Raw genomic sequence first — 12,559 nt, 5'->3', positions numbered from 1 at the left:
AAGCTCCTTAGTTTTGAGAGACCCGCCAGTTTGGCGGGCAAATATCTCAGTTGCCGCCTGAGTTCGTGAGCTGATCGATGCCGCTGCGCTCGGAAGCGCTGTAGCCGGTATCGTCGGCTTCACCTGCCTGGTTGCCGCTGGCGGCCTTCTTGGCGCGCAGCCGGTCGAGGATTTCCTTTTCCGGATCCTCGGGAAGTACAGATACGATCTTTTCGCCAACAGAAATCAGCAGATCACGCGATTTTGCTTGCAGGATCCAGTTCGGCTGCTGTTCCGGCGTCACGAACCAGTTGAAGAACATCATGGCGACGACGACCAGCAGCATGCCGCGGGCCGCGCCGAAGACAAAGCCGAGCGTGCGGTCGAGGGCACCGATGCGGCTGTCCAGGATGAAATCCGAAAAGCGCATGGTGATGTAGCTGACGATCAGCAGCGTGATCAGGAAGACACCGGCAACAGACACGCCGAGAGCGACCAGCGGATGGTCAATGTACATCTTCGCGTAAGGCAGAACCTTGCCATACAGGAAGAAAGCGGCAGCGGCGGCGGCGATCCAGGAGGCGATGGACAGCACTTCGCGGACGAAGCCGCGGATCATGGCAAGACCCGCCGAAATGAGCATGATGACGAGCAGGATTCCGTCGAGCAGCGTGATCGGCATCTTAACCTTTGGTCCTTCGTCCTGGCAGGGTGCCCGTGCAATCAATGGCCGGGCCGTGTCCTGTCATCAGTCCGGTCCGCCTCTGGCCCTGTCCCGGGTGGCGGTTCCGGCAGTAATTTTGGCGATCAGCTCTCCCAGCTCGGACAGACCCGTCGCCGCGAATTCCGGTTTGCTTCCATCCTTCAGGTTGCCCTGGGGACAGAATGCCTTGTCGAAGCCCAGTTTCTGCGCTTCTTTCAGCCTGGATTGCGCCTGCGCAACCGGCCGGACCGCCCCTGACAGGCTGACCTCGCCGAAATAGACGCAATTGGCCGGAAGGGCAAGCCCGCTGAGTGATGAGACGAGGGCCGCCGCGACGGCAAGATCGGCGCCCGGCTCGTTGATCTTCAGCCCGCCCGCCACATTCAGATAGACATCGTGCTGGGAAAAGCGCACACCGCAGCGCGCTTCCAGCACGGCAAGGATCATCGACAGACGCGCCGAATCCCAGCCGATCACGGCCCGGCGGGGCGTGCCGAGCGTGGAGGGAGCCACCAGCGCCTGGATCTCGATCAGCAGAGGGCGCGAGCCTTCAAGTCCCGCAAAGACGGCAGCGCCTGGAGAATTGGCGGCCCGCTCGCCCAGGAACAGCGCTGACGGGTTGGCGACTTCCGCAAGCCCAAGACCGGTCATCTCGAAGACGCCGATCTCATCCGTCGCACCAAAGCGGTTCTTGACCGAGCGCAGGATCCGGTACTGATGCGCGCCGTCGCCTTCGAAATAGAGCACAGCGTCGACCATATGCTCGACGACGCGGGGACCGGCAATCTGGCCGTCCTTCGTGACGTGGCCGACCAGCACCAGCGTGGTGCCGTATTTCTTGGCATAGCGGACCATGGCCTGCGCCGAAGCGCGGACCTGTGTCACTGTGCCAGGGGGGCTCTCTACCTGATCGGTCCAGAGCGTCTGGATCGAATCGAGAATGAGCAGAGCAGGGGGTTGGCCCGCTTCCAGCGTAGCCAGGATATCCTCGACGCTGGTTTCCGCCGCCAGCGCCACAGGCGCCTGGGAAAGACCGAGGCGCTCGGCCCGCAGACGCACCTGGCCGATGGCTTCTTCGCCCGAGATATAGACGGCGGAGTGACCAAGCCTTGCCAGTGCCGCAGAGGCCTGAATGAGCAGGGTAGACTTGCCGATGCCCGGATCGCCGCCAACCAGCAGCGCGGAGCCGCGCACGAAACCGCCGCCGGTCACCCGGTCGAGTTCGGCAACGCCGCTCTGGATGCGCTGGGGCTCCTTGGCATCGCCCTCAAGGCCGACAAGCTGGATCACACGGCCGCGGCTGGGTTTGGCCTTGCCCGGTCCGCCGCCGACACCGCCGCCGGATTGCTCTTCAACGATGGAGTTCCACTCGCCGCAGGATTCGCAGCGTCCCGCCCACTTGGCATAGACCGCCCCGCAGGACTGGCAGACGAAACTGGTGGATCTGCGTGCCATGTCGGCGGGCTCCGGTCGTGTCAGACGTAAGTGAGGTCAGGCAAGGACTGCGGCATGTGCCGCAGGGTCTGCATCCGGCAAGGCCTGGTAGCGTCGGTGATAGCGCCGCCCGAGCCCTGTCAGATACTCGTAATCGATGGTCTCGGCATAGGCTGCCAGGTCCGAGGCCGCAACATTGGGACCGAGCATTTCCACAAACGAGCCACGCTCAATCAGGCCTTCGGGGGTGTTTGTGATGTCGAGGGCGAGCATGTCCATGGAAATCCGCCCGATCAGCGGCAGGCGGTGGCCAGACGCCCAGGCAAAGCCGCCGGGACGCTCGTCAGATGAGCTGGCGCGCCGGTGCAGGCCGTCCGCATAGCCCGCAGCCACCATCGCGACACGGCGGGGGCGCTCCTTGGCGGTTTCCGTGCAGCCGTAGCCGACGGTTTCGCCGGAAGGAACCGTACGCACCTGCATCACCCGCGCTTCGATCATCGCGACCGGGCGCATCGGGTTCGGCTGCGTGTCTATGGCCTTGCCGCCATAGAGCGAAATGCCGGGGCGGGCGAGGTCGAAGTGATACTCCGGCCCGAGGAACACGCCGGCGGAATTGGCCATGGAGCGCGGTATGTGTTTGAACGGATCGGTCGCGCCCCGGAAGATCTCCAGCTGCCGCCGGTTGGCCGGGTGATCCGGATCGGAGCCGCAGGCAAGGTGGGTGATGAGGAGGGAGGCAGTGATGGGACCGGTCAGGTCCCGGTCGCGCAGGAGGCTTGAGAACTCATCCGGGCGGAACCCGAGCCGGTTCATGCCCGTATCCACATGAAGGCCTGTCTCGAGCGCCTGCCCATGGGCTTTGCAGAACGCTGACCATTCCGCCAGCTCCGGTGCCGATCCGATCATGGGACGCAGGTTTGCGCTCGCATAAGTCTCTGCGCAGCCCGGAAACAATCCGCCGAGAATATAGATCACCGCATCAGGAAGAACCTTGCGGACCTCGACACCCTCCGCGGGTAGGGCAACGAAGAAGGTCTTGCAGCCCGCCTCCGCCAGACGTTTTGCCGTGCCTGCCGCACCCGTGCCGTAGGCATCCGCCTTGATGGTAGCCGCGCATTCCGTGCCAGCCGTCAGCCGTCCGCCCAGATAGGCCCAGTTGGCTGCAATCGCATCCCGGTCAATGGTCAGCCTGCCGCCGCACAGGTCTTCCGGAGCCTGATCGGCCCCCTGAGGTTCCGGAGAAGAAACGGGTACGGTCACGGGAAAGCCTTCTGCCTGTCGATAGGGAAATGCCCAAGAGGCGAATCGGCGTTCGCAAACGCCGACTATCGGCAGGATAGCGGCAGCATCCCGGCTTAGCTATGCAGCCGTCGCATGGCAGCCACACCTCAGCCTTTTGCGGCCGCAGACAGGGTATTTCAGATCACTCGTGACGCTCTGGCATGTATTCGTCCTGGGCCAGATCCGAGAAGCGGGTGTACTGGCCTTCGAAGTGCAGGTTGACCGTGCCGGTGGGGCCGTGACGCTGCTTGGCGATGATGACTTCCGCCTTGCCCTTCACGCGTTCCAGCTTGTCGCGCCAGACTTCATGTTCCGGCGTGCCTTCTTCCGGCTCGGTCTTGGAGAGGTAATATTCGTCACGGTAGACGAACATCACCACGTCGGCGTCCTGCTCGATCGAACCCGACTCACGAAGGTCAGAAAGCTGCGGGCGCTTGTCATCGCGCGATTCCACCTGACGGGAGAGCTGTGAAAGCGCGATGACCGGAACGTTGAGTTCCTTCGCCAGCGCCTTCAGGCCCGTGGTGATTTCGGTGATTTCCTGCACGCGGTTGCCGCTGTTCTTGGAAGAGCCGGACAGCAGCTGAATATAGTCGACGATGATCAGGTCGAGGCCGCGCTGGCGCTTTAGACGGCGGGCACGGGCCACCAGGGACGCGATGGAGATACCACCGGTCTGGTCGACGTGCAGCGGCACGGTCTGCATGTGCTGGGCGGCTGCGGCAAGACGCTCGAATTCCTGCTCCGTGATGTCGCCGCGGCGGATCTTGGAGGAGGAGATTTCCGCCTGCTCGGAAATGATACGGGTGGCGAGCTGCTCAGCGGACATTTCGAGAGAGAAGAAGCCGACCACGCCGCCATTCTTCGTCTTCAGGCTGCCGTCCGGCTGCTCTTCCGCCATATAGGCCTCGGCCACATTATAGGCGATGTTGGTCACCAGCGAGGTCTTGCCCATGGCAGGACGTCCGGCCAGAACGATCAAATCCGAATGCTGCAGACCGCCCATCAGCCGGTCCAGATCCCGGAGCCCTGAAGAAATGCCCGAGAGGGCGCCTTCACGGTTCCAGGCGGCATGGGCCATTTCGATGGTCTGGGTCAGCGCGTCGCCGAAGCTGACGAAGCCGCCTTCACGCTTGCCTGTCTCCGCCAGTTCGAACAAGCGCCGTTCCGCATCGTCGATCTGCTGGGCCGGGGGCACGTCGATCGGCGCGTCATAGGCGATGTTGACCATGTCCTCGCCGATCCGGATCAGATTCCGGCGGATGGCGAGGTCATAGATGGTCCGGCCATAGTCTTCCGCGTTGATGATCGAGGCGGCATCGGCGGCAAGACGCAGAAGGAACTGCGTCGCGCTCAGATCCGCGATCTTGGCATCTGCCGGATAAAAGGTCTTGAGGGTGATCGGAGAAGCGGTCTTGCCCGCCCGTATCAGCTGGCCAACCTTCTCATAGATCTCCTGGTGCTGAGGCACGAAGAAATGATGGGGCTCCAGAAAGTCGGAGACCCGGTAGTAGGTTTCATTGTTGACCAGAATCGCACCGAGGAGCTGACGCTCGGCTTCTGCATTATGTGGTGCCAGACGAAGTGCTGCTTCTTCTGTTTCGACTGACTGCAGTTTGCCTTTCATGGAGACCCCCGTTGTCCGCTTGCCAGATGGTCTAGTCTCATCCGTGGCCCGTCTTCAAGGAAACAATAAAGCTATCATCGATTCCCCCAGCGACAGGGATTCATAGGGAAAAAAAGCAGCAAGAGCTTGACGCAGAAGGCGGAAACGGACTCACACGGGCCCCTCTCTTAGGGCTTGAAAAAGTTAATGAAAATTAATGCATTCATTTTTTGCCAAGGACGGCTGCCTGGCACCGAAGGCGTGAAAAAACCACCTCTGCGGCTTATTGAACAAGTAAGCCGGAAAACCACCGGTCAAGACTTGAATTTCAGGAAAATGGCGAGGCGGGGTCCGCAAGGGCCGGTAAGCGGGCAGGGGAGCCTGTTTCCGTCGCGCCCTTGCTCATCATGTCAGAGCCGGGGGGCGGAACGGGGCCTGCCGGTCAGAAGAATGACCCGGTACAAACAAAAACGGCGCCCCGAGGGACGCCGTTTTCAGAAAGCGGGAAGGACCCGGAAGAGGCTTACTCTTCGGTTTCTTCCTGAGCTTCGGTTTCTTCGCCTTCTTCTTCATCGGCTTCGAATTCGAAGATGTCCTGTTCCGGAGCGGTGAGGTCTTCACCGGCTGCCTGGCGGGCAGCTTCGTCTTCGGAGCGCGCGACGTTGACGGTCACGGTCACTTCGACTTCCGGGTGCAGGGAGATGGCAACCGAATGCAGACCAATGGTCTTGATCGGGGTGCGCAGGTCAACCTGGCTGCGGACGATGGTGAAGCCAGCTGCGGTCAGGCCGTCAGCGATGTCACGGGTCGCAACGGAGCCGTAGAGCTGGCCGGTTTCACCAGCAGAACGGATAACGGTCAGGCTCTGACCATCCATCTTGGCGGCAACAGCTTCAGCTTCCTGGCGGCGTTCCAGGTTGCGGGCTTCGAGCTGAGCGCGTTCAGCTTCGAACTTGGCCAGGTTTGCCTTGTTGGCGCGCAGCGCCTTGCCCTGCGGCAGAAGGAAGTTACGGGCAAAGCCGTCGCGGACGCGGACGGTGTCGCCCATCTGGCCGAGCTTGGCGATACGCTCGAGAAGGATAACTTGCATGGGAATAACTCCTGCGGTCTGTCCCGCCGCCCGGTTTTCCGGGGAGTGGCGGTTAGAGGCCGATCACTTGGATCCGGCCGGCCCCAATCCGGGAGCCCGGGGCGTGCCCCGGGCTGAAACTAAACCGGTTACGGCTTAGCTGATGACGAACGGCAGCAGGCCGAGCAGGCGGGCGCGCTTGATCGCACGGGCCAGTTCACGCTGCTTCTTCGCGGAAACCGCAGTGATGCGGCTCGGAACGATCTTGCCGCGCTCGGAGATGTAGCGCTGCAGGAGACGGATGTCCTTGTAATCGATCTTCGGTGCGTTCGCGCCGGAGAACGGGCAGGTCTTCCGGCGGCGGAAGAACGGACGACGGCTCGGGATCTGTGCGATATCAACCATGGTCTCTTACTCCGCTTCTGCCCGGCGCGGAGCGCGGTCGCCCCGGTCGCCGCCCCGGTCACCGCGCGGTGCGCGGTCACCACGATCGCCACCGCCGAAGCGGCCGCCACGATCGCCACCGCGCTCACCGCCACGGCGGTCGTCACGGTCACGCTTCTGCATCATTGCAGACGGCTCTTCATCATGCTCTTCGACCTTGAAGGTCATGAAGCGCAGGATGTCTTCGCTGAGGCCCATCTGACGTTCCATTTCGGCAACTGCCGGATGCGGAGCGTTGATGTTCATCAGGATGTAGTGAGCCTTGCGGTTCTTCTTCACGCGGTAGGCGAGGGAGCGCAGGCCCCAGTTTTCGACCTTACCGACCGAACCGCCTTCAGCTTCGATGAGACCCTTGTACTGTTCGACAAGAGCTTCGACCTGCTGGGTCGAGATGTCCTGGCGCGCCAGGAACACATGCTCATAAAGAGGCATGGATATAGCCTTTCCTTGTTTTCACAACGGGAACTGGCGCAAAGCCTCCTCGTGACCCCGGAAAGGTACGAGAATTCTAAACGAGAGCGGAGACACGGGAAGTCGGGTTTTTTACCGCCCTGGTGCCTAAGCACCCTTCCGTTCAGCCCCCGGCCAAGTTCCCAGATGAGAGCGGCTGTATAGACGATCTCTGGCCGATTGCAAGGTGAATTGGCCCGGATGCCCGGGAAAAGTGCGCTGGCCAAGTACGGTTGCGCCGTTCGAAAGCCGGGCTGGAGCCTACACACGACATTTCATATGGAGGCTAGTTGGGTGTCTTACATTTGTCCATGCTGGGGGAATCTGGTCTTTAGAGAGGGCAAATCACAGCGAAACGTCTCTCTGGCGCACAGGTAATCCGTATATTGACCAATGGGGCAGGCTTGACAGGGTAGCTTGCTCTGTCCCATAGGCTCGCGCCCAGACGTTGCCGGTATTGGTGGTTCCGGTTGCGTTTTTTACCGGAAGGCTTTGAAATGCCGCGCCGGGCGCATACATCCCGGCAACCGGCAGGCAACGATCCCGCCTGATGCTGGCAACCGGAGGCAGAGACAAATGGTCTGCCTGCGGATAAGAAAGACAAGATCAACAGGTGACGGAGGGACGTCCCGCATGAGCATCGCATTCACATTCCCCGGTCAGGGCAGCCAGGCTGTGGGCATGGGCAAGGTTCTCGCAGACACCTACGCGGAAGCCCGCGCAGTGTTTGAGGAAGTCGATGAGGCACTCGGCCAGAAGCTGTCCGATGTCATGTGGAATGGACCGGATACGGATCTGACCTTGACCGCCAACGCCCAGCCGGCGCTGATGGCCGTTAGCCTTGCCACCATGCGGGTTCTGGAAGCCAAGGGCCTGGATTTGGCCAAGAGCGTTTCCTTCGTGGCTGGCCATTCTCTCGGCGAATACTCCGCTCTGGCTGCTGCCGGTTCCCTGGACATCGCAACGGCTGCCCGCCTCCTGCGCGTGCGCGGCGATGCCATGCAGAATGCCGTGCCGGTCGGGCAGGGTGCCATGGCGGCTCTCCTGGGGCTCGACTTTGAAGCCGCTCAGGCGATTGCCGAAGAGGCAGCTCAAGGCGAAGTCTGTCAGGCTGCAAATGACAACGCGCCGGGCCAGGTCGTTGTTTCCGGCCATCTGGCCGCTGTCGAGCGCGCGATTGAAGTTGCCAAGGGCAAGGGCGCCCGCCGGGCTGTCATGCTGCCGGTCAGCGCACCGTTCCATTGTGCCCTGATGCAGCCCGCGGCTGATGCGATGGCGGAAGCCTTGGCTGGTGCCGAGATCCGCGCGCCGAAAGTGCCGCTGGTTGCCAATGTGCTGGCTGCTCCCATCACGGACCCGGATGAAATCCGCCGCCGCCTGGTCGAGCAGGTCACGGGCACCGTCCGCTGGCGCGAATCCATCTCCTGGCTGGCCGGAGAGGGCGTCACCACCTTTGTCGAAATCGGCGCAGGCAAGGTTCTGAGCGGCATGGTCAAGCGCATCGCCGATGGTGCTGCGGGCCAGGCCATCAACACGCCGGACGATATCGACGCCCTGATCGCCAAGCTGAACGGCTAAGGCCGGCTTCAGCCATCGAGTGAAATTCACAGGAAGGAAACCGACATGTTCAACCTTGAGGGCAAAGCCGCTCTTGTGACCGGTGCGACCGGCGGGATTGGCGAAGCCATCGCCCGCGCGCTGCATGCGCAGGGCGCAACCGTTGCCTTGTCCGGCACCCGTGCAGAAAAGCTGGAAGCGCTGGCCAATGATCTGGGCGAACGCGTTTTTGTCACCCCGGCAAACCTCTCCGACCGGGAAGCTGTCGATGCCCTGGTTCCGGCTGCGGAAGCAGCCATGGGCAAGCTGGACATTCTGGTCAACAATGCCGGTATCACCCGCGACAACATCTTCATGCGCATGAAGGATGAAGAGTGGGAGCAGGTGATCGAGGTCAACCTGACCTCCAACTTCCGCATCTGCCGGTCGGCGATCAAGGGCATGATGAAGCGCCGCGCTGGCCGCATCATCGGCATCACCTCCGTGGTGGGCGTGACCGGCAACCCAGGCCAGGTGAACTACGCGGCGGCCAAGGCCGGCATGATCGGCATGTACAAGTCGCTTGCGCGTGAAGTTGCCAGCCGCAATATCACGGCGAACACGATTGCTCCCGGTTTCATCGAAACCGCGATGACGGATGCCCTGAACGAAAAGCAGAAGGAATCGATTCTGGTCAGCGTTCCGGCAGGCCGTTTGGGCACTGCTGCGGAAATCGCGTCCGCCGCCGTCTACCTTGCCAGTGACGAGGCTGCCTACGTCACCGGGCAGACCATTCACGTCAATGGCGGTATGGCAATGATTTAAAACGCTGTTTTCATTTGCAGCGCAAAAAATTCCGGACCGCGCAAGCGCGTTCCGGACTGGCTGGTCAAGGTGTGTAAAGTGTGTTACCAACCCGCCGATTGTTCGCTGGGGTAGGGTGACAGGCTGGTTTTCAGATTTGACCCGTCCAGAACGTCTTCAGGATCACGGGGTCCCGGCATTGCCGAAATGTGGTCCCCCTGAGGTTTGGCAGACTGAAATTCGGGTTTCGGCCGTATCCGGCTTGAACCGGAAGCTCGGCAGAGACAGTAAACTCAAGGAAGTATGAAAATGAGCGATATCGCTGATCGGGTTAAGAAAATCGTCATCGAGCACCTCGGTGTGGACGCTGAAAAGGTAACCGACAACGCCTCCTTCATCGATGATCTGGGCGCAGACAGCCTTGACACCGTTGAACTCGTCATGGCGTTCGAAGAAGAATTCGGCGTGGAAATCCCGGACGATGCAGCAGAAACCATCCTGACGGTTGGCGATGCCGTGAAGTTCCTGGAAAAGAACGCCGGCTAATTCGCTGGCACTACGGTTGGATCAGCGGGCAGTCCGGTTTCGAATGAACCGGGCTGCCCGGAATCAAGTGCGGGTTGCATGAGGCGAGTTGTCATCACAGGTCTGGGTATGGTGTCTCCGCTTGGCGGAAACGTTGATACCTCTTGGAAAAACATTCTCGAAGGAAAGAGCGGGGCCTCCAAGGTCAGCAATTTCCAGGTAGATGATCTGGCGTGCCAGATCGCTTGCCAGATCCCGCGCGATCCATCGGTCGCAGGGCATTATAGTCCCGACGACTGGATGGAGCCTAAAGAGCAGCGCAAGGTGGACGAGTTCATCGTCTATGCTGTGGCCGCTGCCGATCAGGCCCTTTCAGACAGTGGCTTCAAGGCCGAAACCTACGAGCAGCAGATCCGTGCCGGTGTTCTCATCGGGTCCGGTATCGGTGGTCTCCAGGGGATCGAGGAAGCCGCGCACACGCTGGCCGACAAGGGGCCGCGCAGAATTTCCCCCTTCTTCATTCCCGGCCGCCTGATCAATCTTGCCGGCGGGTATGTGTCCATCCGTCATGGTCTCAAGGGCCCGAACCACGCTGTGGTCACGGCCTGCTCGACCGGCTCGCACGCCATTGGCGATGCGTCCCGTCTGATCGCGTTCGGCGATGCGGATGTGATGGTGGCCGGTGGTACCGAATCTCCGGTGTGCCGTCTGTCGCTCGCAGGCTTTGCCGCCTGCAAGGCGCTGTCCACCAGCTACAATGATACGCCGGAAAAGGCGTCCCGCCCTTATGACGCCGACCGTGACGGTTTCGTCATGGGTGAGGGCGCCGGTGTCGTCGTTCTGGAAGAATACGAGCACGCCAAGGCGCGCGGCGCGAAGATCTATGCCGAAGTGATCGGCTACGGTCTGTCTGGCGATGCCTTCCACATCACGGCTCCGTCGCCTGAGGGCGATGGCGCGTTCCGCTGCATGAGCGCGGCGCTGGCCCGTGCCGGCATTTCCCCGGCGGATGTGGATTACATCAACGCCCATGGGACCTCGACCATGGCCGACACGATCGAGCTGGGCGCTGTCGAGCGTCTGGTCGGCGATGCGGCCGGCAAGATTGCCATGTCTTCCACCAAGTCCTGCATTGGCCACCTGCTTGGCGCTGCCGGGGCCGTGGAAGCGATCTTCTCGGTTCTCGCGATTCGCGATGGCATTGCGCCTCCGACGATCAACCTCGACACACCGTCTGTCGAAACGAAGATCGATCTGGTCCCGCACAAGGCCAAGAAGATGAACATCGATGTGGCCCTGTCCAACTCCTTCGGATTTGGCGGCACCAATGCCTCGCTCGTCTTCCGCAAAGTGGCAGACTGAAGGCTGAGGTCATAAAATTGCCCGCCGCCGCAGGGATTGTCCTTCGTGGCGGCGGACTTTTCCCAGCCGCGCTATGAGTTGCATCAAGGGCATCGCCTGGTTCCAGGCCGAGGTCTGAAGGAAAAAGGGCGATTATATGCGCATCAAGCCGAAAAGTCCGCGTGAGGCGATCCAGCCGGAGCTGCCGCCCGGACCGCCGCCGCGCTCACGCCATGTGCGCAATCCCGTCGTCATTCTGATCAATCTGATTATTTCGCTCGCTGTTTTCGTCGTCGTTGGCGCAGGCGCCGCGCTCTATTTCGGCAAGCAGATTTTTGACGAACCCGGCCCGTCGACCAAGCCGAGCACCGTCATCATCACGGCCGGTTCCGGTCTGTCCGGTATTACAGACCGTCTGTCCGCGGAAAACGTTATCAGTGATAGCCTGATCGACGAGCTGGTGTTCAACGCCGGTGTCCGTTTCTACAAGAACCAGAGCCGCCTGAAAGCTGGCGAATATGCGTTCGCGCCCGGCGTTTCCATGCGCAAGGTCATGCAGGATCTTGTCGATGGCAATGCTGTGACCCACGCCGTTACGATCCCCGAAGGCTGGTCGACGGCGCAGATCCTGCAGCGCGTGCGCGGCAACACGGTGCTGACCGGCGAGATCGAATCAGTTCCTGCGGAAGGCGAGTTGCTGCCGGAAACCTATACGTTCACGCGCGGCACTACGCGCCAGCAGATCATTGATCAGATGAAGAACGCTCAGGCCAAGCTGCTGGCCGGGATCTGGGAACGCCGCAGCGAAGGCCTGCCGGTGAAGACGCCAGAAGAGCTGGTGATCCTGGCCTCCATCGTGGAGAAGGAAACGGCCAAGGCCGATGAGCGCCCGCGCGTGGCTGGTGTCTTTGTCAACCGCCTGAACAAGAACATGCGCCTGCAGTCGGATCCGACGATCCTTTATGGCCTGCATGGCGGTGAAGCGTGGCTTGAGGACCGTTCCGCGATCACGCAGTCGGAGCTCAAGAAGGAAAATCCGTACAACACGTACCAGATCAACGGCCTGCCGCCGGGACCGATCGGCAATCCGGGCCGGGCGGCCATGGAAGCGGTTGCCAATCCGTCGCGCACGAAGGATCTCTATTTCGTCGCGGACGGCACTGGCGGGCACGTGTTCTCGGAAACCTACGAGCAGCACCAGGAGAATGTCCGCAAATGGCGCAAGGTCGAGCGGGAGATCCGCTCCAATGCCGAGGCCGCCAAGGATGCTGCCCCTGCAGCGGATGACGCCGCGCCCGCCGAAGGCGATGGCACAAAACAGAACTGAGCGTTTGCGGCCTCCGGGCCGCAAATCATTTGCCACGCAGCGGGCGCCTGAGACACGGAG

Annotated in this window: 12 protein-coding genes; 5 read left to right on the top strand and 7 right to left on the bottom strand. The window is 61.5% G+C overall.

Annotation, left to right across the window (positions count from 1 at the left end; genetic code table 11):
• Nucleotides 1-46 precede the first annotated feature (46 nt).
• The 7 genes from IG616_RS14490 to rpsF all read right to left on the bottom strand — a co-directional run bounded on the left by IG616_RS14490 (nt 47) and on the right by rpsF (nt 6,948).
• Entirely contained in the window at nt 47-661 is a 615-nt protein-coding gene (locus IG616_RS14490) for a CvpA family protein (RefSeq protein WP_192148878.1), read from the bottom strand.
• A 66-nt stretch (nt 662-727) separates the two neighbouring features.
• On the bottom strand, nt 728-2,137 hold the full coding sequence (radA, locus tag IG616_RS14485; protein WP_192148877.1) for a DNA repair protein RadA: 1,410 nt from the start codon (nt 2,135-2,137) through the stop codon (nt 728-730).
• Nucleotides 2,138-2,173: 36 nt separating this feature from the next.
• Complete coding sequence (gene alr, locus IG616_RS14480; RefSeq protein ID WP_192148876.1) at nt 2,174-3,376, bottom strand: alanine racemase; 1,203 nt, start codon at nt 3,374-3,376, stop codon at nt 2,174-2,176.
• Between the two features lie 163 nt (nt 3,377-3,539).
• Complete coding sequence (locus tag IG616_RS14475; protein ID WP_192148875.1) at nt 3,540-5,024, bottom strand: replicative DNA helicase; 1,485 nt, start codon at nt 5,022-5,024, stop codon at nt 3,540-3,542.
• Between the two features lie 502 nt (nt 5,025-5,526).
• Nucleotides 5,527-6,093: a 50S ribosomal protein L9 gene (rplI, locus tag IG616_RS14470; protein ID WP_192148874.1), complete on the bottom strand. Its 567-nt coding sequence runs from the start codon at nt 6,091-6,093 to the stop codon at nt 5,527-5,529.
• 135 nt (nt 6,094-6,228) lie between these two features.
• Complete coding sequence (rpsR, locus tag IG616_RS14465) at nt 6,229-6,477, bottom strand: 30S ribosomal protein S18 (RefSeq protein WP_192148873.1); 249 nt, start codon at nt 6,475-6,477, stop codon at nt 6,229-6,231.
• A gap of 6 nt (nt 6,478-6,483) precedes the next feature.
• Nucleotides 6,484-6,948, bottom strand: coding sequence for a 30S ribosomal protein S6 (rpsF, locus tag IG616_RS14460; RefSeq protein ID WP_192148872.1), 465 nt, complete (start codon nt 6,946-6,948; stop codon nt 6,484-6,486).
• 651 nt (nt 6,949-7,599) lie between these two features.
• On the opposite strand from rpsF, the gene fabD reads away from it, so the two are divergent.
• The 5 genes from fabD to mltG all read left to right on the top strand — a co-directional run bounded on the left by fabD (nt 7,600) and on the right by mltG (nt 12,499).
• Nucleotides 7,600-8,544, top strand: coding sequence for an ACP S-malonyltransferase (fabD, locus tag IG616_RS14455; RefSeq protein ID WP_192148871.1), 945 nt, complete (start codon nt 7,600-7,602; stop codon nt 8,542-8,544).
• 45 nt (nt 8,545-8,589) lie between these two features.
• The gene (gene fabG / locus IG616_RS14450; protein WP_192148870.1) at nt 8,590-9,327 is read left to right on the top strand and encodes a 3-oxoacyl-[acyl-carrier-protein] reductase; all 738 of its coding nucleotides are present in this window, start codon (nt 8,590-8,592) and stop codon (nt 9,325-9,327) included.
• A 288-nt stretch (nt 9,328-9,615) separates the two neighbouring features.
• Nucleotides 9,616-9,852, top strand: a complete 237-nt coding sequence (locus IG616_RS14445) for an acyl carrier protein (protein WP_073014292.1) — start codon at nt 9,616-9,618, stop codon at nt 9,850-9,852.
• Nucleotides 9,853-9,930: 78 nt separating this feature from the next.
• A complete protein-coding gene (gene fabF / locus IG616_RS14440) occupies nt 9,931-11,193 on the top strand; it encodes a beta-ketoacyl-ACP synthase II (protein ID WP_192148869.1) in 1,263 nt (420 codons plus the stop codon).
• Nucleotides 11,194-11,329: 136 nt separating this feature from the next.
• The gene (gene mltG / locus IG616_RS14435; protein WP_192148868.1) at nt 11,330-12,499 is read left to right on the top strand and encodes an endolytic transglycosylase MltG; all 1,170 of its coding nucleotides are present in this window, start codon (nt 11,330-11,332) and stop codon (nt 12,497-12,499) included.
• The last annotated feature ends 60 nt before the right edge of the window (nt 12,500-12,559 follow it).

Source organism: Roseibium litorale, assembly GCF_014842915.1.
Lineage (GTDB): Bacteria > Pseudomonadota > Alphaproteobacteria > Rhizobiales > Stappiaceae > Roseibium > Roseibium litorale.
This window is presented reverse-complemented; position numbering and strand designations above follow the sequence as displayed.